The 23,034-nt window shown below is 62.8% G+C and carries 21 protein-coding genes, 1 pseudogene and 1 riboswitch; of the genes and pseudogenes, 11 read left to right on the top strand and 11 right to left on the bottom strand.

Features of this window, described 5'->3' with window-relative positions:
- The 3 genes and pseudogenes from Q0O40_RS08805 to topA all read left to right on the top strand — a co-directional run.
- A pseudogene (locus tag Q0O40_RS08805) lies at window positions 1–132 on the top strand (IS630 family transposase); the annotation flags it as partial.
- Between the two features lie 103 nt (window positions 133–235).
- The gene (locus Q0O40_RS08800) at window positions 236–1,240 is read left to right on the top strand and encodes a hypothetical protein (RefSeq protein WP_295528752.1); all 1,005 of its coding nucleotides are present in this window, start codon (window positions 236–238) and stop codon (window positions 1,238–1,240) included.
- An 80-nt stretch (window positions 1,241–1,320) separates the two neighbouring features.
- Window positions 1,321–3,954, top strand: coding sequence for a type I DNA topoisomerase (gene topA / locus Q0O40_RS08795; protein ID WP_295528750.1), 2,634 nt, complete (start codon window positions 1,321–1,323; stop codon window positions 3,952–3,954).
- 4 nt (window positions 3,955–3,958) lie between these two features.
- Here the strand turns inward: topA and Q0O40_RS08790 are convergent, their stop codons facing one another.
- The 4 genes from Q0O40_RS08790 to lepB form a co-directional block, all read right to left on the bottom strand.
- The gene (locus Q0O40_RS08790) at window positions 3,959–4,672 is read right to left on the bottom strand and encodes a hypothetical protein (RefSeq protein ID WP_295528749.1); all 714 of its coding nucleotides are present in this window, start codon (window positions 4,670–4,672) and stop codon (window positions 3,959–3,961) included.
- Window positions 4,673–4,746: 74 nt separating this feature from the next.
- The gene (gene era, locus Q0O40_RS08785; RefSeq protein WP_295528747.1) at window positions 4,747–5,679 is read right to left on the bottom strand and encodes a GTPase Era; all 933 of its coding nucleotides are present in this window, start codon (window positions 5,677–5,679) and stop codon (window positions 4,747–4,749) included.
- Between the two features lie 43 nt (window positions 5,680–5,722).
- Window positions 5,723–6,364 carry a ribonuclease III gene (gene rnc / locus Q0O40_RS08780; protein WP_295528762.1) on the bottom strand — a complete coding sequence of 214 codons (642 nt, stop codon included), beginning with the start codon at window positions 6,362–6,364 and terminating at the stop codon, window positions 5,723–5,725.
- 47 nt (window positions 6,365–6,411) lie between these two features.
- Window positions 6,412–7,215 carry a signal peptidase I gene (gene lepB, locus Q0O40_RS08775; protein WP_295528760.1) on the bottom strand — a complete coding sequence of 268 codons (804 nt, stop codon included), beginning with the start codon at window positions 7,213–7,215 and terminating at the stop codon, window positions 6,412–6,414.
- A gap of 286 nt (window positions 7,216–7,501) precedes the next feature.
- Here lepB and pgi point away from each other — a divergent pair, with 286 nt between their 5' ends.
- The 3 genes from pgi (at window position 7,502) to Q0O40_RS08760 (ending at window position 11,246) form a co-directional block, all read left to right on the top strand.
- Window positions 7,502–9,013, top strand: coding sequence for a glucose-6-phosphate isomerase (gene pgi / locus Q0O40_RS08770; RefSeq protein ID WP_295528745.1), 1,512 nt, complete (start codon window positions 7,502–7,504; stop codon window positions 9,011–9,013).
- A 78-nt stretch (window positions 9,014–9,091) separates the two neighbouring features.
- The gene (gorA, locus tag Q0O40_RS08765; protein ID WP_295528758.1) at window positions 9,092–10,450 is read left to right on the top strand and encodes a glutathione-disulfide reductase; all 1,359 of its coding nucleotides are present in this window, start codon (window positions 9,092–9,094) and stop codon (window positions 10,448–10,450) included.
- A gap of 58 nt (window positions 10,451–10,508) precedes the next feature.
- Window positions 10,509–11,246 carry an SDR family oxidoreductase gene (locus Q0O40_RS08760; protein ID WP_295528743.1) on the top strand — a complete coding sequence of 246 codons (738 nt, stop codon included), beginning with the start codon at window positions 10,509–10,511 and terminating at the stop codon, window positions 11,244–11,246.
- A 19-nt stretch (window positions 11,247–11,265) separates the two neighbouring features.
- Here Q0O40_RS08760 and Q0O40_RS08755 read toward each other — a convergent pair whose 3' ends face one another.
- The 6 genes from Q0O40_RS08755 to crtY all read right to left on the bottom strand — a co-directional run bounded on the left by Q0O40_RS08755 (window position 11,266) and on the right by crtY (window position 17,297).
- Complete coding sequence (locus Q0O40_RS08755; RefSeq protein WP_295528741.1) at window positions 11,266–12,015, bottom strand: molybdopterin-binding protein; 750 nt, start codon at window positions 12,013–12,015, stop codon at window positions 11,266–11,268.
- On the bottom strand, window positions 12,012–12,824 hold the full coding sequence (locus Q0O40_RS08750; protein WP_295528756.1) for a cytochrome b/b6 domain-containing protein: 813 nt from the start codon (window positions 12,822–12,824) through the stop codon (window positions 12,012–12,014). Before Q0O40_RS08750 ends, Q0O40_RS08755 begins: the two co-directional genes overlap by 4 nt.
- 239 nt (window positions 12,825–13,063) lie before the next feature.
- Window positions 13,064–14,023 carry a phytoene/squalene synthase family protein gene (locus tag Q0O40_RS08745; protein ID WP_295528739.1) on the bottom strand — a complete coding sequence of 320 codons (960 nt, stop codon included), beginning with the start codon at window positions 14,021–14,023 and terminating at the stop codon, window positions 13,064–13,066.
- A gap of 19 nt (window positions 14,024–14,042) precedes the next feature.
- Window positions 14,043–14,624, bottom strand: coding sequence for a TIGR00730 family Rossman fold protein (locus tag Q0O40_RS08740; protein ID WP_295528737.1), 582 nt, complete (start codon window positions 14,622–14,624; stop codon window positions 14,043–14,045).
- Window positions 14,621–16,099: a phytoene desaturase gene (locus Q0O40_RS08735; RefSeq protein ID WP_295528735.1), complete on the bottom strand. Its 1,479-nt coding sequence runs from the start codon at window positions 16,097–16,099 to the stop codon at window positions 14,621–14,623. Before Q0O40_RS08735 ends, Q0O40_RS08740 begins: the two co-directional genes overlap by 4 nt.
- 1 nt (window position 16,100) lies before the next feature.
- Window positions 16,101–17,297 carry a lycopene beta-cyclase CrtY gene (gene crtY, locus Q0O40_RS08730; protein ID WP_295528733.1) on the bottom strand — a complete coding sequence of 399 codons (1,197 nt, stop codon included), beginning with the start codon at window positions 17,295–17,297 and terminating at the stop codon, window positions 16,101–16,103.
- Between the two features lie 159 nt (window positions 17,298–17,456).
- On the opposite strand from crtY, the gene Q0O40_RS08725 reads away from it, so the two are divergent.
- Both Q0O40_RS08725 and Q0O40_RS08720 read left to right on the top strand, forming a co-directional pair.
- A complete protein-coding gene (locus tag Q0O40_RS08725) occupies window positions 17,457–17,678 on the top strand; it encodes an NAD(P)-binding protein (protein WP_295528731.1) in 222 nt (73 codons plus the stop codon).
- Between the two features lie 27 nt (window positions 17,679–17,705).
- Window positions 17,706–19,025 (top strand): flavin-containing monooxygenase, encoded by a 1,320-nt coding sequence (locus tag Q0O40_RS08720; RefSeq protein WP_367183733.1) that lies wholly within the window; start codon window positions 17,706–17,708, stop codon window positions 19,023–19,025.
- Window positions 19,026–19,040: 15 nt separating this feature from the next.
- On the opposite strand, the gene Q0O40_RS08715 is transcribed toward Q0O40_RS08720, so the two are convergent.
- Window positions 19,041–20,276, bottom strand: coding sequence for a cytochrome P450 (locus Q0O40_RS08715; RefSeq protein WP_295528729.1), 1,236 nt, complete (start codon window positions 20,274–20,276; stop codon window positions 19,041–19,043).
- Between the two features lie 143 nt (window positions 20,277–20,419).
- Window positions 20,420–20,561: riboswitch (TPP riboswitch) on the top strand.
- A 32-nt stretch (window positions 20,562–20,593) separates the two neighbouring features.
- On the opposite strand from Q0O40_RS08715, the gene thiC reads away from it, so the two are divergent.
- The 3 genes from thiC to Q0O40_RS08700 are packed head-to-tail and all read left to right on the top strand — an operon-like array spanning window position 20,594 to window position 22,957.
- Window positions 20,594–22,480, top strand: coding sequence for a phosphomethylpyrimidine synthase ThiC (gene thiC / locus Q0O40_RS08710; protein ID WP_295528727.1), 1,887 nt, complete (start codon window positions 20,594–20,596; stop codon window positions 22,478–22,480).
- Window positions 22,480–22,722 (top strand): DUF4160 domain-containing protein, encoded by a 243-nt coding sequence (locus tag Q0O40_RS08705; RefSeq protein WP_295528725.1) that lies wholly within the window; start codon window positions 22,480–22,482, stop codon window positions 22,720–22,722. The genes thiC and Q0O40_RS08705 overlap by 1 nt, the downstream gene beginning before the upstream one ends.
- On the top strand, window positions 22,697–22,957 hold the full coding sequence (locus Q0O40_RS08700) for a DUF2442 domain-containing protein (protein WP_295528723.1): 261 nt from the start codon (window positions 22,697–22,699) through the stop codon (window positions 22,955–22,957). Before Q0O40_RS08705 ends, Q0O40_RS08700 begins: the two co-directional genes overlap by 26 nt.
- Window positions 22,958–23,034: the final 77 nt, after the last annotated feature.

Genomic DNA, 23,034 nt, shown 5'->3' with positions numbered 1-23,034 from the left:
AAGGCTATGCTCCGCAAAGTGGGCGAGCGAACCGTCAGCGGCTTGTGGGACCTGATCGGCAGGCTCGTCGACATCTTCCAGCCAGACGAATGCGCCAATTACTTCAAATCCTGCGGCTATGAACCAGAATGAACGGAAACCGCTCTAGACTATTTGACAGTATTGGAACTGCAATAATCTGTTACCGGTAAAAATGCTTTGCCATGCTGCGAAGCATTATGAGCCGGGAGATCTCATGAAACTGTTTCGTACGTTTTGCCTTGCGCCTGCCACGCTCGTTCTGGCGCTAGGTATTCCGGCACTTGTTCATGCCGCAGACGAAGCCGCGCAGAAAACTGCCCAATCAGTAGCAAGCGTGAAAGTTGAGCGACCACAAAGCTTTGAGGGCATCAGCAAAGTCGTCATCGGTCAGTTCAGTGTCGCCTTTTTTACAAAGAAAGTCGATTATGATGGCGGCGGATTTCTGGCAGTAAGCAACGAAGGCAAAGCGATCGGCGAGCTTTCTGGCGTTGGGCCGGAGGAGTTTCAGGCGGCGACCGATGCGATCTACGCAGACTTTGCGGCGCAAATGGCCGCCGGTGGGATCACGATCGAAGATCGCGCCGGGCTCATGGCCAACCCCTATTACGCGAAAGTGAAACCTTATCCACAAGGGTCCAAGGTGTTCACGATGCTCAAGAAAAAGGACAAAGCCGATGCGGTGGCCTATGGCCCGATAGCGCTTGGCGCTCCCGCCAACGCGCTGTTGCAATCGGGCATGTTCGATTTCGGCATGGGCGGGCTGAACACGGCTGAATATGTCTATGCCAAGGAAAGCGGCATTCCGGTGATCAATGTCGTTTACTTTGTCGACTTCGCGGGGCCGGCCAAGAGCCGCGATGGCGGCATCTTTCAATCGCTCAAGATTACTGCTGAACTTGCCGTCTCGCCCTTCGGCAGCCGCATCAATATTGTCGATCCCAAAGGCAAGCAAGGCAATCTGCTCTTGACCAGCCCGATTAGCGAGGGCGGCGAGTTTGCGACCGTCACCGATCGCACCAGCGGCCTCTCCAAGGGCATCCGCACCGCCACAATCGTTGGCGGCGCATTCTTCGGCGGGTTCGGCGCTGGCACACTATCGAAGCGGTTCGACTTTACGGTCAATGACCCCACCGGTTTCAAGAACAGCGCCATCGCAGCGGGAGTTCGCGCCAACACGGCCTTCATCGGCCAGATGGCCCAGCGCAAGGCCGGGCTTTAAACTAAAGGCATGGCGGGGCTTGACGCGCAGCCGTCAAACCCGCCACCCTCGCGCGTGCACGTGAGGAACTGTTTTTAATAATGCAACTGGTCATCGTCGAATCCCCTGCCAAAGCCAAAACCATCGAGAAATACCTCGGTCCCGGTTTCAAGGTGCTGGCGTCCTATGGCCATGTCCGCGATCTGCCGGTCAAAGATGGCTCGGTCCGTCCGGACGAAGACTTTGCGATGGATTGGGAGGCGCATGCCGACAAGGCAGCCCGGATCAAGGCGATCACCGATGCCGCCAAGTCCGCCGACCGGCTGATCCTCGCCACCGACCCCGACCGTGAAGGGGAAGCGATCTCGTGGCATGTTCGCGAACTGCTCGCCAAGCGCAAGGCGCTGCCGCGCGAGGTTGAGCGCGTTACTTTCAACGCGATCACCAAGGCCACCGTGACCGAGGCGATGAAGCACCCGCGCGAGCTCGATCAGGACTTGATCGACGCGTATCTTGCCCGGCGCGCGCTGGATTATCTGTTCGGCTTCACTCTCTCGCCGGTGCTATGGCGCAAGCTGCCCGGGGCGAAGTCGGCGGGCCGCGTGCAATCCGTTACGTTGCGACTGATTGTCGAGCGTGAGCGCGAGATCGAGGTGTTCGTCAGCCAGGAATACTGGTCGGTGGCTGCGATGCTGGAGCAAGGCGGAACCGGGTTCAAGGCGCGGCTCGTGCGTTTCGAAGGCAACAAGCTGGAGCGCTTGTCGCTAGGCGACGAAGGCACGGCGATGCGAGCCAAAGCGCTGGTCGAGAGCGCCACCTTCCGGGTCGAGGAGGTCGAGACCAAGCCGACCAAACGCAACCCCTATCCGCCGTTCACGACTTCCACCTTGCAGCAGGAGGCCGCGCGCAAGCTGGGCTTTTCCGCCAGCCACACCATGCGCGTGGCGCAGGGGCTCTACGAGGCAGGGGCGATCACCTACATGCGCACCGACGGGGTGCAGATGGACCCCAGCGCGATCAGCGAAGCGCGCAAGGCGATTTCCGACCGCTATAACGGGCACTACCTCCCCGAAAAGCCGCGCCTTTACGAGACCAAGGCAAAGAACGCGCAGGAAGCTCACGAAGCGATCCGGCCAACCGATTTCAGCAAGGACCGCCACGGTGCGGGCGATGATGGGCGGCTCTATGATCTGATCTACAAGCGCGCCATGGCCAGCCAGATGGCCTCGGCCAGCATCGAGCGCACCACCGTTACGTTGCGCGATGGCACCGGGCAGCACGAGCTGCGCGCCAATGGCCAAGTCATCAAGTTCCCCGGTTTCCTCGCAGTCTACGAAGAAGGCCGCGATCAGAAGGCAGACGCGCCGGATACCGATGGCGACGACGAAAGCGGGTTGCTCCCGGCGCTGGCGGTCGGCGATACTCCGGCCAAGCGCGGGGTCGAGGCGATCCAGCATTTCACCCAGCCCCCGCCGCGCTATTCCGAAGCAAGCCTCGTCAAGAAGCTTGAGGAACTCGGGATCGGTCGTCCTTCGACGTATGCCTCGACCTTGCAGGTGCTCAAGGACCGCAACTACGTCCGTACCGAAAAGAACCGCTTCTTTGCCGAGGAAAGCGGGCGGCTGCTGACGGCATTCCTCGAACGCTTTTTCGAGCGTTACGTCGCTTATCAGTTCACCGCCGGCATGGAGGACGAGCTTGACGATGTGTCGGGCGGCCGCGCCGCGTGGAAAGCCGTGCTCGAAGCGTTCTGGAGAGACTTCAAGCCCAAGGCCGATGAGACCATGGAGAAGAAGCCGAGCGAGGTGACCGCCGAGCTCGATATCTTCCTTCAGGATTATCTGTTCCCGCCGCGCGAAGACGGATCGGATCCGCGGCTCTGCCCCAAATGTGAGGCAGGCCGCCTGTCGCTGCGCGGCGGACGCTATGGTGCGTTTGTGGCCTGCTCGAACTATCCCGAGTGCAAGTTTACCCGCAAGTTTGCGCAAGGCGGAAGTGATGGCGCTGAGGCCGGAGGCGAGGATGCCAGCCTGGGGCAAGACCCGGTCAGCGGGCTCGACGTGACGCGGCGCACCGGCCGCTTCGGGCCATACATCCAGCTGGGTGAGGGCAAGGACGCCAAGCGCGCGTCGATTCCCAAGGATGTGGCCGAGCTCGATCTGGAATGGGCGCTCAAGCTGCTTGGCCTGCCGCGCGAAATCGGCGCGCACCCGGAAAGCGGCAAGCCGATCACCGCGAGCATCGGCCGCTATGGTCCTTATCTGACGCACGAGGGCAAGTATGCGCGGCTGAGGTCCACCGCCGAGGTGTTTGATACCGGCATGAACGCGGCAGTGGTCCTGCTCGCTGAAGCAGCCGCCGGTGCAGGCGCACGCGGCAATCGCGCCGCCGCCGAGCCGCTCAACACTTTTGGCCCGCATCCCACCTCTGGCGGCGATATGAAGCTGTTGGCGGGGCGTTACGGCGCCTATGTCACCGATGGCACGACCAACGCGACGCTGCCCAAGGACAAAAAACCAGAAGACCTGACCTTGGAAGAGGCCATCGCCCTCATCGACGAACGCGCCGCCAAGGGCCCGCCCGCGAAAGGCAAGAGGAAGGCTGCGCCGAAGAAAGCGCCAGCGGCCAAAGCTCCGGCGAAGAAAGCGGCGGCCAAACCTGCTGCGGCTAAGCCTGCGGCGAAAACCAAGGCCAAAACGAAGCCAGCGGCGAAAGCGGCAGCGAAGAAGGCCTGAGCGCTCAATTCAGTCCTTTTGCCACGGCCTCCAGCTCTTCTTGCGGCACTAGGATCGCGCCGCTGCGCGGGCTGTCGAGATCGAGGATCGTGATGTAGGCTGCGGCCAGCAGCGCGAAGAACAATACCGAGGAAATCAAGTTCCGCCGGTCCGCCTTGCCAATCGTGAAGCCGAGCAGGCCCGCGCTTGCGCTGCAATAAAACGCCAGGAGCACCAGCACTTCGGCGGGCAAACGCGCTTGCCGCGCGGCATGGCGCGCCGTGGTAATGTCGCACATGGCGTTATAGGCCTGCACCAGCACCGGCCCGCGCGTGTCGGGCGGCATCGCGCTTAGCGCTGCGAACAAGGCATCGCCGAACTGCGCGCATCGGTGCGATGTCTGGTCGTGTGCGGCCTGCCACGCGCTGTCTTCTGCTTGTAAACCAGCTGCTGCTCGCGCCTTGGCATACTGCGCAAGCACTGCGGCCAGCGAGCTGCGCTGGCCCTCGTCCAGCAAGGCGAGCCGCGTTGACATAGTGCCGATGGCATTGGCTTCCTCAACGACGAGCAAGCGCCGAGCCTCGTAGCGTCCGATGGCGAGGCTGAAAGCAAAGGCCATGAGCAAGGCAAGCAGGCCGAATGCACCGGACAGCACATAGCTTTCACCGCCCGATTCCTCTGGCTGCAGCTGGTGCGACCGCTTGTTCACCAAAACACCGGCCCCCCAGCAAGTGGTCATGGCGATCAGAAGCGCCAGTGCCGGCAACATCAATGATACAACGCCCCCCATGCCAGCCTCCTTGTCTGTCTCGGCTATTTTACCCAGTCGAGCCCGATTTCCTCGTATATCTCGCGGCTCTCGGCCCAGTTTTCCTCCACTTTGACATGGAGGAACAGGTGGACTTTAACCCCGAGCAGCGCGGCCAGTTCGGTGCGCGCCGCCTCGCCGATGGCTTTCAGCTTTGAGCCGCCTTTGCCCAGCACGATGCCCTTCTGGCTATCGCGTGCAATCACGATCTGCTGATGGATCTCGACCGAGCCATCCTTGCGCGGTGTATAGCTTTCGGGCCGCACAGCGCTGTCATAGGGCAATTCATCATGTAGTTGCCGGTAAAGCTGTTCGCGCGTGATCTCGGCGGCGAGCAGGCGTTCGGACGCGTCGGACACCTGATCCTCTGGATAGTGCCAAGCGGCCTGCGGCATCAGGTTCGCCAGCCGGGTCTTGAGCTCTGCCACGCCGTCTCCGGTTAGCGCCGAGACGAAGAACACTTCGTCGAAGCCTCCCGCTGGGGCCAGTTCCTCGGCCGCGATCAGCAAGGGTTCCTTGGGCGCGGCGTCAACTTTGTTGAGCACCAGAATCTTGCGCTCTTTGCGTCCGATCAGGCTTTCGAGAATCGGCGCAAGGTATTCGCGATTCTTCTTGCGCGCATCGACCACCAGCAGGATGGCGTCGGCCTCCTGCGCGCCTTCCCACGCGGCGTGTACCATGGCGCGGTCCAATCGCCGCCGGGGCTCGAAAAGGCCCGGCGTGTCCGCCAGAATGATCTGTGCGCGCGCCGCGCCCGCTTCTCCTGTGATGTCCTCCAGCGCGATTCCCATCAGCCGCGCGCGCGTGGTTTGCGCTTTTGACGAAACGATCGCCACTTTCTGCCCGACCAGCGCGTTGACCAGCGTCGATTTGCCCGCATTGGGCGCGCCAATCACCGCGACCAGGCCGCAGCGCTCGGCCCTTAGTGTATCGTTCAAACCAGTTGTCCTTTCGTCCGCGCCGCAGCGCGCGATGTGTTGCTTATCCGAAGCGCGCCATGAAGTCGCGCGCCGCGCGCGTTTCGGCCTCTTGCTTGCTCGGGCCGGCCGCTTCAGCCTCGCCCACGCCGTGCACCGATACCCGCACCGTGAACACGGCGGCATGATCCGGGCCTGCGCGCGAGATCAGCGCGTATTCGGGCGGCCGCCGCCGATTGCCTGCGGCCCATTCCTGCAAGGCTGCCTTGGGATGCTTGGATTGGCCGGTGCCGCCGCTCATCGGCGCATCCCACGCGCGGCGCACGAACGCGCGGGCCGCGCCAAATCCGCGTTCGACAAACAGCGCGCCGATCAGCGCCTCCATCACATCGCCCAGGATGTTATCGCTGCCCGCCGCGCCATCGTCGCGCGCCTGTTTGCCCAGCCGGATATGCGGCGCCACGCCCAGCGCGCGGGCCACGCCTGCGCAGGTCTCGCGGCTGACCAGCGCGTTCAGCCGCTGCGAAAGCTTGCCCTCGGCCGCATCGCTCTGTTCATGGAGCCACTCGGCGATGGCGAGGCCCAGCACGCGGTCGCCCAGAAATTCCAGCCGCTGGTAATCGCGCGCCTCGCCCATCGATCCGTGGGTCAGCGCCTCGTGCCACAGCGCTTCCTGCTCGATCGGGCCGCCGGTCAGCGCCGCGATGAACGCTGTGCGCGCTTCCGTTTGAGCGGCTTTCGCCGGGTCGGCGCTCAGAACAGGCCGCCGATACGGTTGAACCGCGCCGAAGTGAACCAGGTCCACGGCAGGAACCAGTTCGCCGAACCATCGGTCGACCACATCACGATCATCGCCTTGCCGACCAGATTGTCTTGCGGAACCAGCCCGATGCCGCCGCCCTCAATGGCCGGGAAGCGGCTGTCGAGCGAGTTGTCGCGGTTGTCGCCCATCAGGAACAATTGCCCCTGCGGCACGATCACCGGCGCGGTGTCGTCCTGCGGGCGGTAGCCCAAATCAAGCACGTTGTAACTCTTGCCTTCCGGCAGCGTCTCGCGAAACTGAGGGTAATGGCAACTGGCCGCGCCATCGGCCTCGGTCGCCTCAAATTCGGGTGCGATGCAGTTGGTATTGGCCGATACGCGGATCACAAAGTCGTCTAGCTTGCGCTTGGACACCGGATTGCCGTTGATCTGGAGCACGCCGCCGACCATCTGCACAGTGTCTCCCGGCAGACCGATCACCCGCTTGATGTAATCGACATTGTTGCCCGGCGGGGCCTTGAAGATGACCACATCGCCGCGCGCAGGCTGGCTCGAAAGAATGCGGAACGGCAGCAGCGGCGCGCTGAACGGCAGCGAATATTTCGAGTAACCATACGGCCATTTCGCGGCGAGCAGATAATCCCCGTTCTCCAGCCTGGGCAGCATCGATTCGGATGGGATGTTGAACGGCGAGAACACAAAGCTGCGGAAGAACGCGACGATCAGCACCAGCTTGATCAGGAAAACCGGAAAGCTGTCCTCCTTCTTTTCCTTGCGCGGCTTTGGCTGAGACATCGACTCGGCGGCAGCAGGAGAAGCAGGCGCAGCCTCCGCGGCAGGGGGGAGAAGTGCCTCGGCAGGGGCGATTTCGGGAGTGTCGGTCATCGCCTTTGGTCATGTGGAGGGCGCAGGCATCCGTCAAGCCTAACCATCAAGCCCGTGTCTCAAGAACTGTCACAATGGTTTCGTGTGCGGCAAATACGGGAACGATAATGCTATGGCGCTCTTGGCGTGGATCCATGCGGCGCGCATGATAACGGGGTAGGCGGCAATTGCCGCACAACAGATAGGGTAATTGAGAATGGCCGATTGCGTGACTTTGTGGAACGAACTTGCAAATCTCGAGCGTCCGGCGCTGGCGGCGTTGTTTGCAGAGCCCGCTCGGCTCGATCAGCAGTGCTCCGTGCTCGCTTTGCCGGGCGGTCCGATTCGGTTCGATTGGTCAAAAACGCATCTGTGCGCCGCTCCGCAGGGGGTTTTGGAGCGAATCGCCGAGGCGATGGATTTTGCCGGCAAACGCGAGCAGTTGTTCAACGGTGCGTTGATCAACAACACCGAAGGCCGCGCCGCCACCCACTGCGCCGAACGCGGCAATGGCCCGCCCGCCGCGGTGGTCGAGGCAGAGGCGCTGCACGCGCGCATGGCCGGGTTGGTCGATGCCATTCATGAAGGCCTGCTCGGCGAGGTGCGCAGCCTCATTCACATCGGCATTGGCGGATCGGCGCTTGGCCCCGCGCTGGCGATCGAGGCGCTGGCCCGCGATGGGGCCAAGGTGGCGGTGCATGTTGTTTCCAACATCGATGGCTGCGCGCTTGAAGCGGCCTTCCGGCAATGCGATCCCGAAACCACGCTGATCGCGCTGGCTTCGAAAACGTTCACCACCACTGAGACGATCACCAACGCGTTGAGCGCGCTGGAATGGTTGCGCGATGGCGGGGTGCTCGATCCTTATGGCAGGGTCATTGCGCTCACCGCCGCGCCCGACAAAGCGGTGGAATGGGGCGTTGACGAGACGCGCGTGTTGCCCTTCGCCGAAAGCGTCGGTGGGCGCTATTCGCTGTGGTCTGCGATCGGCTTTCCCATTGCGCTCGCGCTGGGCAATCAGGCGTTCGAGCAGTTTCTCGAAGGTGCCTGCGCAATAGACCGCCATTTTCACTCCGCGCCGATGGGCGAGAACGTGGTCGTCCGCGCCGCCTTCGCCGATCTGCTCTATGCGCAGGCCTATGGCTGCCAGAGCCGCGCGGTGTTCGCTTATGACGAACGGCTCAAGCTGCTCCCGTCTTATCTCCAGCAGCTTGAGATGGAATCGAATGGCAAGCGCGTCACCGCTGCCGGAACCGCGCTCGGCCGCCCGAGTGCGCCGGTCACATGGGGCGGGGTCGGCACCGATGCGCAGCACGCGGTGTTTCAATTGCTCCATCAGGGCACGCAGCTCATCCCAGTCGATTTTATCGCGGTCATCGAGCAGGGCCACGATCTTGATCCGGTCCATCACAATATCCTCCTGTCGAATTGCTTCGCGCAAGGAGCAGCCCTCATGTCAGGCAAAACAAGCGAGGATCTTGCGCGCGATTATCCCGGCGACCGGCCTTCCGCGACAATTCTGTGCGAGGCGCTCAATCCCGCCACGCTGGGCAGCCTGATCGCCTTTCATGAGCACCGCACGTTTGTTTCGGCGGCGATGCTGGGGATCAATCCGTTCGACCAGTTCGGCGTCGAGATGGGCAAAGCGATCGCCAAGGCCATCGGCGGCGGCGGGGCGCAGTTCGATCCTTCAACCGAGGCACTGCTCGCGGCTGCTGGCATTGAATGATAGCCAAACCATGCCCAATAGCTATTGGCGCAATGAGACACGGGCCGACATAAGCGCGGGACCGAGCAGGAGCGCATGATGGCTGAGCAGGACTACGATTACGACCTCTTTGTCATTGGTGCGGGCTCTGGCGGCGTGCGCGCAAGCCGGATCGCAGCGGGGCACGGCGCGCGCGTGGCGGTGGCCGAGGAGTACCGCATCGGCGGCACTTGCGTAATCCGGGGGTGTGTGCCCAAGAAGCTCCTCGTCTACGGCTCGCACTTTGCCGAAGAGCTTCAGGACGCGGCCAATTATGGCTGGAAAGTCGATCAGACGAGCTTCGACTGGCCAACTTTGCGCGATGCCGTGCTGCGCGATGTCGACCGGATCAATGCCGGCTACACCGCCACGCTGGAAACCCACAAGGTCGAGCGCTTTCTGGAGCGGGCTGAGCTGACCGGGCCGAACTCGGTGCGCCTCACCAGCAGCGGCCGCGAAGTGACTGCGAAGCATATCCTCATCGCGACCGGCGCCTGGCCGGTGATGCCCACGTTTGAGGGCGCGGAGCACTGCATCACCTCGAACGAGGTGTTTCATCTCGAACATCTGCCAAAGCGCGTGGTGATTTCTGGCGCTGGCTACATCGCCATGGAGTTTGCCGGCATCTTCAACGCGCTTGGCTGTCAGGTGACCGTGGTCAACCGCAGCGAGACCCTTTTGCGCACATACGATCAATCGCTGCGCGACCGGCTGCTCCAGATCACGATGGCGCGCGGCATCCAGTACCGGTTCAATTGCCCGTTCGACAAGGTGGTCAAGCGCGATGACGGCGCGCTCGAAGTCTGGCTCAAAGGGCAGGCCGAGCCGCTGATTGCCGATCAGGTGCTTGTTGCCACCGGTCGCCGCCCCAAGATCGACGGGCTGGGCCTCGAGACCGCGGGCGTTGCGCTGGGCGAGCGCGGCGAGATCAAGGTCAACGATCAGGCGCAAACCTCGTGCCCCAGCATCTATGCCGTGGGCGACGTTACCGACCGGGTGCAGCTGACCCCGGTCGCGATCCGCGAGGGCCATGCTTTTGCCGATCGGGTATTCGGCGGGCAGGACGTGCGCATCGACTATCGCTGCATTCCCAGCGCCGTGTTCTCGCAGCCGCCGATTGCCTCGGTCGGCCCGACCGAAGGCGATGCGCGCAACGCCTATGGCTCGATCAAGGTGTTCTCATCGGATTTCCGGCCGATGAAAAACGTCTTTGCCCACCGGCCCGAGCGCGGGCTGTACAAGATGATCGTCGATGCCAGCACCGACAAAGTGATCGCGCTGCACATGATCGGGCCGGAATCGCCCGAGATACTTCAGGCGGCGGCCATTGCGATCAAGGCCGGGCTGACCAAGGCCGATTTCGACGCGACGGTGGCGTTGCATCCCTCGATGGCCGAGGAACTCGTGCTGATGCGGTAATGTCCGGTTGCATCCTGCAACTGGCTCGCTAGTCCTCCGTGAATATCTATGGGGGGACATGATGAAACTGGCCGGAAAAACTGCGCTGATCACCGGCGGCACCGATGGCATCGGCCTCAGGCTGGCGCGTCAGCTGCGGGCCAAGGGCGCGCATGTCATCCTCACCGGGCGCACGCCTGGGCGCATCAGCGCCGCGCAAGGCGAGGGCTTTGAGGTCATCACCGCCGAATTGACCGGTCCGGATGGGGTCGATGCGGTTCTGGCTGGGCTGGGCGCGCGCCAGTTGGATATTCTGATCAACAATGCCGGAATGGGCACGACCCATGATTTCCGCGAAGCGCTGCCCGATCCGGCAGCCGACGAGCGCATCTTGTGGCTCAACATTCATGCGCCGATCCGCTTGATCGTGCTGTTGATGCCTATGCTCCGCGCCCGCCCCGAGGCGATGATCGTCAATGTCACCTCGGGCCTTGCGCTTGCGCCCAGCACGGCAGCGGCGATTTACTGCGCCACCAAGGCGGCGATGCGCAGCTACACCCAGTCGCTGCGCGCCCAGATGAAGGGCCAGACGAAAGGGGGGCGCATCCATGTGCTCGAAGCGCTGCCCCCGGTGGTCGACACCGCGATGACCGCGCACATGACCAAGGCGAAAATGACGCCCGAAGCCTGCGCGGCGCAGATCATTGCGGGCATGGAGCGCAATGAAAGCCAGGTGAATGTTGGCATGGTCAAGCTGCTGGCAGCGGTTCACGCTGTGTCACCGGCGATCGCGCGCCGCTTCATGCTCAATTTTTGAGGCGAACCTTCGCGGGGGATCAGATTCCGGCGAACCACTGGTAGCCGGAATGATCCTCCCAAAAACCGCCTTTGCCGCCATGGATGCCATCGAGCGAGGCAACGGCTTCGACGCGCATGACGTATTTGGCCTGCTTGTAGCCCAGCTGGCGCTCGACCCTCAGCCGCAGCGGCGCTCCGTGGTTCACCGTCAACGGCTGCCCGTTCATGTGATGCGCGAGAATGGTCTGCGGGTGGAACGCATCGATAAGATCGACGCTCTCGTAATACGGCGTGCCCGAATAGAAATCGGCGCAGTGAAACACAACGTAACGGGCGCTACTCGAAACATTGGCGCGGCGCAGCAGCAAGCATAGCGGCACCCCGGTCCATTCGCCGATCGCGCTCCAGCCTTCGACGCAATCATGCCGCGTGATCTGCGTGCGCAACGGCGCGGCCTTGATCTGCGCCAGGCCCAGCGTGAAGGGCTTTGCGACCAGTCCATCGATGCGCAATTGCCAGTTGGCAAAATTGTCGGCCACCATCGCGTTGTATTCCGCTGTGCCCGGATTGAGCGTGCCATTGGCGCGGAATATCGGTGACATTTCGGCGCGGGTGAACTCGCGGGCGAGGGCGTTCCGGTCCGTTACGATACGGCCCGCGCCATAAGTCGCCTGCTCACCGATCTTGAGCAGGCTTTGCGTGGTGGGCGAAGCGATGATCTGGTCGCATCCGGCGAGCATCAGGCCAGCGCCGCCGACAAGCGCGTTGCGTCGGGTGATCAAGGTCACTTGGCGTTCTCCTTTGGCGCGTTTTCCTTGGGCAGGCGATACCAGCCAGTGATCATCGAGCGCAGTTCGTTGAAGGGTCCGGCGAGCAGCACCATCAGCAGATGGACGACGATGAACCCGGCGAACCCGGCAGCGCACAGGAAATGGATCGAGCGCGCCGATTGCCGCCCGCCGAAGATGTCGGTGAGCCAGGGCCAGGCTGCATCCATCGTCGGCGACATGGTGAGGCCGGTCAGGATCACCACCGGGATGAGGATCAGGATCACGCCGAGATAGGCGATCTTCTGGATCGGATTGTAAGACCGCGCGGCCTCTCCTTTGGGAAAGCGCAGCCGGGCGTGCTCCTTGATGTCATGCCAGAGATGGGCAAAGCTACGCTCCTCGCGCTTCAGCAGGAGATCGCGGCGCAGATGGCCCGAGATCAGCGCGTAGAGAAAGAACGCCGTTCCGCTCACGCCGAGCAGCCACGCCACGCCAAAGTGGATCTGCCGCGCGCCGGAAAGATTGTAATGCCCCGGCAAAGTCACCGTTGGCGGAAACGCGCGCATGGTTTCTGCCGCATAGCCAAGGAACCCGGTGGTCGGGATTTCAAGGCTGCCGATCCGCAGATAACCTTCATGCATGCGGTTGCCGATGGTCAGCCACGGCGTATCGAAATTTGCCCCGTACTGCCCCCAATAAAGATGGGGATGGGCATTGAAGATCATCATTCCGCTCATCAGCATGACAAAGATGCTGAAGGCGTTGATCCAGTGCCAGAGCCTGACCGCCAATTTGGTGCGATAGACCAGCGGCAAGGGCGAAGGCAGGGGCGAAGGAGGGGCCGGGGGCGGAACCGTGTCTGGAACAGCGCCTGATGTTGGTATGCTGGCCAAGTCGGTCACCCCTTGTCGGTTATGCTGGCATCGTACCGGAACCCGCATGTGATGCCAAGTTACTCAGGGCTGTTCGCCGCGGCACAGGCATTGGTTACAGCGCCCGAACAAACCTTCGAGATTATCGGAAAATCCGCCCTTCGGCCGCTTTGCCGCAGCGCCAGCAAGCCGGGTCAGCCCTGCGCAATGGCCATCAAGGCGCGCCGTGTGAACCGCCGCTGCTCGGCTCTGCTCCGGCATGCCTTCGGCACCGGGCACAGCGTGCGCAGACCGGCGCGGACGATCCACCAAGCCTTGCGCAAATCGCTGACCACGGTGCGGTGGTCCCAAGCATGGGTGCCGCGCCGCTCCACCTCGCGTGCGATCTCGCCATAGATTCCGGCGGCGGCCAGAATGGCCCAGCGCTGGCGGAGCGCCAGTTGCCGCGCGCCAATGCGCGCCGAACATTCATAAGCCTCTGCCGCGCGGCACATCCGCTGCACCAGCGCGGCCAGGGCATCGCGGTGGCGCGGCTTCATCTGCTCGCCCGGCGGAATATCGGCCTCGACCAGCCATTCGATCGGTACGTAACAGCGCGCGGCGGCATCGTCCTCCGACACATCGCGGGCAATGTTCGCCAGTTGAAACGCGAGGCCAAGGTCGCAGGCACGGTCGAGCGTATCCTCGTCATCGGGCGCGACGCCCATCACAACAGCCATCATGACGCCAACCGCGCCCGCCACATGCCAGCAATAGCGCATTAGGTCGGCCTCGGTGCGCGGCTGCCAGTCGGCGGTATCGAGCGCAAAGCCCTCGATCACTGCATCGGCCATGGCGAGCGTCAGTCCGGTTTCGCGCGCCACCACGCCCAGCGCGTCAAACGCCGCTTCGCCGCTGGGCAGCCCAGCAAAGGTTAGCGCGGTCTTGGCACGAATCGTCGCCAGCCGCGCTTGCGCGCCGGATTGATCGCCAAGTTCGCCGCCATGGTCCTGCGCGTCGGCCAGATCATCGCAGCGGCGGCACCAAGCATAGAGCATCCACACCCGTTCGCGCGTGGTGCGATCGAACAAGCGGCTGGCGGCGGCAAAGCTCTTCGACCCTTTGCGGATCGAAAGCTGCGCCGCCTCCACCAGTTCGTTACGCGATGCGATCACGCAAAGGCTTTCCGCAAGCTCACAGGTCTCGTGCTTTCATCTGAAAGATCGCTGTCGCCGGGGTGTGCCCCGCCATCCGCGCCAGCAAAAGTTCCAGATCGTGCTCGGCGAGCAGGATGCCTGCGTGCACCGGGCGGACAAATCCGGTTGCGATCATCTGCGCGTTGAACGCGAGCAGATGATCGAAAAACCCGAAAGCATTGAGCAGCCCGACCGGCTTGGCATGATAGCCAAGCTGCGCCCAGCTCATGGCTTCCCACAGCTCGTCCATGGTCCCAACCCCGCCGGGCAGGGTCAGAAATCCGTCGGAAAGGTCGGTAAAGGCCTGCTTGCGCTCGTGCATGTTCGCCACCACGCGCAGCTCGGTGCAATCGGGATTGGCCACTTCGGCATCGACCAGCGCCTGCGGGATCACGCCGATCACCTCGCCGCCAGCGTCCAGCGCGCCTGCCGCCAATGCACCCATCAGCCCCAGCTTGCCGCCGCCATAAACCACTCCCATGCCGCGCTGCGCCAGCGCGGTGCCGACCCCGCGCGCCAACGCAACGTAACGTCCGTCGGCGGGCGAGGCAGAGCCGCAGTAGACCGCCAGCCGCTTCATGCCAGATCCCTGATCATCAAGCCGGCCGTCGCCTTGGCACTGCCCACCACCCCCGGAATGCCCGCGCCCGGATGCGTGCCAGCGCCTACCAGATAGAGGTTGGGGATGGCATCGTCGCGGTTGTGCGCGCGAAACCATGCGCTCTGCAGCAGCAGCGGTTCGAGGCTGAACGCGCTGCCATGATGCGCCCCAAGGTCCGCGGCAAAATCATCCGGCGCATAGTGAAACTTCGTTACGATACGGCTGTGGATGTCCGGGATCAGGCGGCGACCGATCTCGCTCAGAACGCGTTCTTCCAGGATTGGCCCGACCTCATCCCAATCGAGCGGCATCTTGCCCATGTGTGCCACCGGGACCAGCGCATAGAACGTGCTCATGCCTTCGGGCGCCATCGAAGGATCGGTCACTGTGGGATGATGCAGATAGATCGACATGTCCTGCGGCAGCACGCCATGTTCGAAAATGTCGTCCATCAGTCCCTGATAGCGCGGCCCGAACAGCACCGTATGATGCGGAATGCCCTGCCAGCTTCCTTTGAGTCCGAAATGCACGACGAACAGGCTGGGCGAAAAACGCTTGCGCTTCAGCCGCGCCGCTTCGCGCCGGGCGTGGGTATTGTCGCTCAGGAGATCGCGGTAGGTATGCACCAGATCGCCGTTGGAAGCGACAGCATCGAAATTGGCCTGCCACCCGCTTTTGGTGATCACGCCCGTCACCCGGTTGCCGAGCGAGGTGATCTGCGCCGCGCCGTCGCCCATCCGCACTTCGCCGCCGATCCGCTGAAACTGGCGGACCATCGCGGCAATCAGCTGGTTGGTGCCGCCGCGCGCCCACCACACGCCGCCATCCTTCTCCAGCTTGTGGATCAACGCATAGATCGCGCTGGCCTGCATTGGATTGCCGCCCACGAGCATGGTATGAAAGCTGAAAGCTTGGCGCAGCTTTTCGTTGGCGATGTATCCCGAAACCACCGAATAGACCGAGCGCCACGCCTGATAGCGGGCCAGCGAAGGCGCCGCCTTGATCATCGAGGCAAAATCGAGGAACGCCGCGCCGCCCAGCTTGACATAGCCCTCCTCATAAACTCCGGCGGCATAGCGCAAGAATTCGTCATACCCCGCCACATCGTGCGGATTGAGCTTGGCAATTTCTGCGCGCAGCGCGGTTTCATCGTTGGAGTAGTCAAAGCTGGTGCCATCGGGCCAGTTCAGCCGGTAAAACGGCATGACCGGCATGAGTTCGATATCGTCCTCCATCCGGTGCCCCGAAAGCGCCCAGAGTTCTTTGAGGCAAGGCGGGTCGGTGATTACGGTCGGGCCGGCGTCGAAGGTAAAGCCGTCCTTCTCCCAAAAGTAGGCGCGGCCACCCGGCTTGTCGCGGGCTTCGATAACTGTGGTCTGGATACCTGCCGATTGCAGCCGCAAAGCAAGCGCCAGCCCGCCGAATCCGGCTCCGACGACGCAGGCCTTTTTCATGTTATGAGCCGATCTTCGTTGCGTTCAGCAATGTGGGCTGCGCGCCCAATCCGGACAATACCCCGATCGCGCGGTGCACCGGCAAGGGGGCTTTGCCGATCAGCACGCGCGCCTTGTCAAAGATTGTCGAGCGCCCAGCATAGAACCGCTCGATCAGCGAACCATCAAAGCTGTAGAACCTTTGCAATACGCGGTAGCGCTCTGCCGGATCGGCCGCATCGAACAGCAGCGCCGAAAGCGCCCGGTAATAGCGGCCTTGCTGCCAATGGCGGTGGGCCCATTCGCGCGTGAACTCCGCCAGATTCGCGCCGCTAGGATCGGGGTGCTTGGCCAGCGCCAGCGCCAGATTGATGGCATCGGGCAGCGAATAGCTGGTCAGCCCATGAAACAGACCGCCGCGCGTGCCCGCACGGGCAATCCCGTCCTGCCCCGCCGCCCAGAATTCGGCAAAGTTCCCGCCGGAAACCACGGGGAGCACACCCTGTTCCTCGGCCAGAACGCTTTCGATCTGCCAGCCTTGCGCTGCGGCATAAGCCGCGATCCGTTCGCGCAAAGCAGCGGGATCGAGCACCGAATCATTGGCGTAATAGGTATCCTCGACGAAAACCTCGTCGGCTGCGAACGGCAGCGCATAGACAAAGCGGTAGCCGCCGATCTGGGCCACCGTGGCGTCCATCACCACCGGCCTTTCCAACCCGTGGGGCGCTGTCAATTTCAGCCGCTGGCCGACAAATTTCTGCCATCCGCCGGTGAGGCCAGTTACCGTGCCCAGCCCGCGCGCATCGATCACCGCGCCGGCATGGATCGGCGTGCCATCGCCTAAAGTGACCTCGCTCGCGCTGCACTCGGCCACTTTGGCACCGGTCAGGATCGCGTCTTCGGGCATCGCCGCGCGCAGTTGCGCGTCGAAGTTTTCCGAAGTGATCGAATGATAGGTTGTCGGCAGATCACGGCTATATTCTGGGAAGCGCACCGAATAGCCCTGCCAGCTTGCGGTGATCAGCGGCCGCAGGATGGAGAGGCTTTCGGCATCCACGTCGGTCTCGAAAAACGACCACACATGGTTTCCGCCCATGTGCGCATCTTTTTCCACCAGCAGCACTTTGAGATCGGGCCGGTGCCGCGCAAACGCCAAGGCCACCAGCCCACCTGCCAGTCCGCCGCCCAGGATTGCGATATCGCATTGTCGCGCGTTCATTGGTTCAGCGGAGTAGGCCAATGCCGCAAGCTGCGCAACCGCTGGCAGGTCGCACTAGCGGGATCGCAGCGGTTTGTTGTTGCAATCTGCTGCGGATCAAGGCCTTTTAGGGCAAATGCGGAACCATAAGCCGCACAGGCAAAAGTCGGCGGAGCGCCGATGTTGGAGAGAGAGATGGCACAGAACAAGGGCGCACAGCACGTCGATGTGATCATCGTTGGTGCGGGCATTTCGGGGATCGAATCGGCCAAACATCTGGCCGACCAGTGCCCGGACAAGACTTATCTGGTGATCGAGGCCAAGGATACGTTCGGCGGCACTTGGGAAACCCACAAGTACCCCGGCGTGCGCTCGGACTCCGATCTTTACACCTTCGGCTAACGGTTCAAACCGTGGGTCGATGAACCCATTGCGCAAGCCGACAAGATCCTGCGGTATCTGGGCGAAGTCATCGCGGAAAACGGGATCGCTCCGCACATCCGCTATGGCCACACCATCACCCGTTGCACCTGGTCGAGCGCCGACAATCTCTGGACGGTCGAAGCGGTGCGAAGCGAGGCAGGGCAGGGGGATGGCGATGCGCTCGTGTTCACCTGCGCGTTCCTGTGGATGTGCCAGGGTTACTACGACCACAAGCACCCCTATATTCCCGATTGGCAGGGCACGCAGGATTATGTCGCGGCGGGCGGCACCTTCGTTCACGCCCAGCTGTGGGATCCAGCGATCGACGTTTCGGGCAAGCGCGTTCTCGTGATCGGGTCGGGCGCGACCGCGGCTACTGTGGTTCCTGCGCTGTGCGACACCGGCGCGCAAGTCACGATGCTCCAGCGCTCGCCGACCTGGTTTTACTGCGCGCCGAACGAGAGCGAGCTGGCCAATCGGCTGCGCACGATCGGGGTCGATGAACCCACCATCCACCGCGTGGTGCGCGCAGACTATATCCACCAGTTTCACGATATGGACCCCCGCAGCCGCGAGGAACCCGAAGCCTTCGCCGAAGACCTGCGCGCGCTGATCCGGGGCTATGCTGGCGAAGATTTCCAGTTCGCGCCGCATTTCGAGCCAAGCTATCGCCCGTGGCAACAGCGGTTCGCGTCTCTGCCCGATGGCGACATGTTCAAACATATCGCGGCGGGCAACGCGCAGGTGGTTACCGACGCGATCGACCGGTTCACGGACAAGGGTGTGCTGACCTCTTCGGGGCAGGAGATCGAGGCAGATATCGTGCTGGCCTGCACCGGGTTTCGCCTGTCTGTGCTCGGCGGTATCCCCTTCACGGTTGATGGCGCGGCCATCGACTGGGGCAAAACCGTTACGTATCGGGGCATGATGTTCACCGGCGTGCCGAATATGGCCTGGGTCTTTGGCTATTGGCGCGCATCGTGGACTTTGCGTGTCGATATCGTCGCCGATTTTGTCTGCAAGCTGCTCCGTCACATGGATCATGCTGGCGCGCGGAAGGTCGAAGTGGCGATGCGCGCGCAGGAGGCGGACATGGCGCTGCTACCGTGGATCGAAGCCGATGACTTCAATCCGGGCTATCTGGTTCGCGATATCGACAAGATGCCGAAGAGCGGGGCCGACGCAATGTGGCGGCACAATCAGGATTACTGGCGCGAAAAGGACGAGATTCCCGCCATTGATCCCTCGTCCGACGAGTTTGTCTACGACGACCAGCGCGCTTCGGCATCAGCGGCCAAGGCCTTGGAGGCCGAAGCCGCCGAATAAGCCGGCGCCGCCCGCTCAGTCCTTCTCCAGCCGCACTGGCATCGTGTTGAAACCATGCAGGAACGGGCTTGCCATCCGTTCTGGCGGCGCGGTGGGCACGGCGCGCAGGCGGCGCGATACCATTTCGTCGATCACTGCTGCGATCTGCACTTCGGCGAGCCGCGCACCGACGCAGCGGTGGATGCCATGGCCAAAGCCGATGTGCCGCCGTGCGTTCTCGCGCGTCACGTCAAACCGCTCGGCATCGGGGAACACGCTCTCGTCGCGGTTGCCCGAAATGTACCACATCACGATCTTCTCGCCCGCGCGGATCATCTGCCCGCCCACCTCGACATCACCGGTCGCGGTGCGGCGCATATGGGTCACCGGCGATTGCCAGCGGATTATTTCCTGCGCGGCATTGGCGCTGAGCGCGGGGTCGGCGCGCAGCCGCTCAAGCTCCTGCGGGTAGAGATCGAACGCTTCGACCAGCCCGCTGATCGAATTGCGCGTCGTATCGTTGCCCGCCACGATCAGCAGCGCGATGTTGGCAAGGCGTTCCAGCGGCGGCAATTGGCCCATCGCTTCGGAATGCACCATGCGGCTGAGCAGATCGTCGCTGGGCGGCAGCGCGCGGCGTGCTTCGAGCTCCCGGTCGAAGCGCGCCAGCATCTCGCCCATCTGCTGCATCCATTCGGCCCGGTATTCCGGTGTCAGGTTATCGGCCGAAACGCCGCTTGCGTAATCCGACCAGCGCTTGAGTTCGCGCCACTCGTCAAACGAAATGTCGAACAGGCTGCACAGCATGCCCAGCGTTTGCGGGATCGCCAGATGCTCCACCCAGTCAAACGTCTCGCCCAATGGCAGCGCGTCGAACAGGATGCGGGCGCGTTCGCGCACTTGCGCTTCGAGGCCGACCATTTGCCCGGGGCCAAAGGCGGGGGCGATCACCTTGCGCTGCGCGGTATGGATTGGAGGATCTTGCGAGATGAAGTTTGGGAATTCGGTCTCGTTGATCGATTCGGCGATGGTGATATTGCCGCGCTTCCACGAGGAGGAGAAAACCTCCGGCATCAGCTCGATCTGTTGGATATGTTCATAGCTCACCGCAGACCAATACCCGCCGAACGGGCTTTCCGGCCGCCAGCTGATCGGCATTTCGGCGCGCAGAAAGGCAAACGGTTCGCGCCAGGTGTCATCGGTGTAAAGCGCATTGGCGCTGACATCGGTAGGGTTGATCGCGCGTTCTTGCGTCAGCATCTGGCTGGCCATGTCCTGCTCCGTTGGCCCGCCGGTTCGGTTCGCGGAGCCTTGGCGCAAGTATGTTTAAGCGATCGGTTAAAGTCCAGCGGAGATTGCGCCGGTTTCACGCAAGCGTTCGCAGTGGACGGGCGTTCGATTTGCCTCTAGAAACCGAGCACACCCCGGGGAGCCGCCGGGCCTTGGCAACCGTTTGCGAAGGCCTGACAAGATTGGCTGAGAGGTGGGTTTCGCAGCCCACGACCCGTCGAACCTGAACCCGTTAGCACGGGCGGAGGGAAGGGCCGGTATCCGCGCCCCCCGTCCGTCCAGAATGTTGGAGCGCGCATATGGCCGATATCAATTCACACCTCGAAATTGCCCCCTCGGTAGAGCCGGTCAACGTCACCACTGGCCCCATTCGCGGCAGCCGCAAGATCCACGTGGAATCGCCGCGCTTTCCGGGCATGACCGTCGCGATGCGCGAGATCGCGCTCGAACCTTCCGCTGGCGAACCGCCGCTGCGGGTTTATGATACGTCTGGCCCTTACACAGATAGCGCCGTGCCCATCGACATCAGCGCCGGCCTGCCCAAGCTGCGCCGCGAATGGATCTTGGAGCGCGGCGATGTCGAAGAGGTTCAGGGCCGCGCGGTCAAGCCCGAAGACAATGGCCAGCTTGGCCCTGACCGGTCAGGCGGCGTGCCCGGCTTCGCGCATGTCCCCCAGCTCCCGCTGCGCGCCAAGGCCGGCGGCAATGTCAGCCAGATGCACTATGCCCGCCAAGGGATCATCACCCGCGAGATGGAATATGTCGCCATCCGCGAAAACCTTGGCCGCAAGCAGCTGAAGGAAGCCGCCGCGCGCGACGGCAACGATTGGGGCGCGTCGATCCCCGATTACGTAACGGCAGAATTCGTGCGCGACGAGGTCGCGCGCGGCCGCGCCATCATCCCCAACAATATCAATCACCCCGAGAGCGAGCCAATGGCAATCGGGCGCAATTTCCTCGTCAAGATCAACGCCAATATTGGCAACTCCGCCGTAGCCTCAGATGTCGCCAGTGAAGTCGACAAACTGGTGTGGTCGGTGCGCTGGGGCGCAGACACCGTCATGGATCTCAGCACCGGCCGCAATATCCACGACACCCGCGAATGGATCATCCGCAATTCGCCCGTGCCGATCGGCACCGTGCCGCTCTATCAGGCGCTCGAAAAGGTCGGCGGCGTGGCCGAAGACCTCACTTGGGAGATATTCAGCGATACCCTGATCGAACAGGCCGAACAGGGCGTAGATTACTTCACCATCCACGCCGGGCTGCGTCTCGCCTATGTGCCGATGACCGCTAAGCGCGTCACCGGCATCGTCAGCCGGGGCGGCTCGATCATGGCCAAATGGTGCCTCGCGCATCACAAGGAATCGTTCCTCTATGACCGGTTCGACGAAATCACCGAGATCATGAAGGCCTACGACATCTCTTATTCGCTGGGCGACGGCCTGCGCCCCGGCTCCGTCGCCGATGCCAACGATGAAGCCCAGTTTGCCGAGCTTTACACGCTAGGCGAACTCACCAAGCGCGCCTGGGCGCAGGACGTGCAGGTGATCATCGAAGGTCCCGGCCATGTGCCGATGCACAAGATCAAGCAGAACATGGAAAAGCAGCTTGAGGTGTGCGGCGAGGCTCCGTTCTACACATTGGGGCCGCTCGTCACCGATATCGCGCCGGGTTATGACCATATCACCAGCGGCATTGGCGCGGCGATGATCGGCTGGTTCGGCACCGCCATGCTCTGTTACGTCACGCCCAAGGAGCACCTCGGCCTGCCCGACCGCGACGATGTCAAAGTCGGCGTCGTCACCTACAAGCTCGCCGCCCACGCCGCCGATCTCGCCAAGGGGCACCCCGCCGCGCGCATGCGCGACGACGCGCTCAGCCGCGCCCGCTTCGATTTCCGCTGGCGCGATCAGTTCAACCTCAGCCTCGATCCAGACACGGCGGAACAATACCACGACCAGACCCTCCCGGCAGAAGGCGCGAAAACCGCGCACTTCTGCAGCATGTGCGGCCCCAAGTTCTGCTCGATGCAGATCAGCCAGGAAGTCCGCGAATTCGCCGCCAAACAGAACCAGCCGCTGGAAAACTTCCTCGCTGCCGAAGAGGCGGAGAAGGGCATGGCGGAGATGAGCGAAAAATACCGGCTGGCTGGGAGCGAGCTGTATTTGCCAGCAGCGGAGTAGTGCCAAACGTCGTGCGGGTTGGCCCATACAGGTTCTATTTCTTCAGCCATGAACCCAATGAGCCCCCGCACGTGCATATCGACCGCGACGATGCGACCGCAAAGGTCTGGCTGGGCAGCGGTGAACTGGCCGGAAGTCGCGGCTTTCGTCCGAAAGAGATCAATGTCATACTGGCATTGGCCGCAGAACATCGCACCCTGCTGACGGAGGCTTGGCATGAGTATTTTGGAGCGGATCGCTGACGAACGGGTCAGCGACGTGCGCTGCACCGAAGACAGCATCGTCGTCGATCTCATGGATGGCCGCACCATCTCCGCGCCGCTGGCATGGTATCCACGCCTCGCCAAGGGCACGCCCCACCAGCGCGCCCACTGGGAGCGCTGCGCGGGGGGCTTCGGTATTCATTGGCCCGATCTCGACGAAGATCTTAGCACTGAAGGCCTGCTGCGCGGTGCGCCCGCGCCGAAGGTTACTTGAATTTCCTATCGTCGGCGGTGGCCGGACCGGCTTTTGCCAAGGATAACTTGCGCAGCAGATATTTTTCCGTTATAACC

The organism is Novosphingobium sp. Chol11 (assembly GCF_945870625.1).
In the GTDB taxonomy this organism is placed as follows: Bacteria; Pseudomonadota; Alphaproteobacteria; order Sphingomonadales; family Sphingomonadaceae; genus Novosphingobium.
Note: the sequence above shows the minus strand (reverse complement) of the source record. Positions and strands in the feature narration are given on the sequence as shown.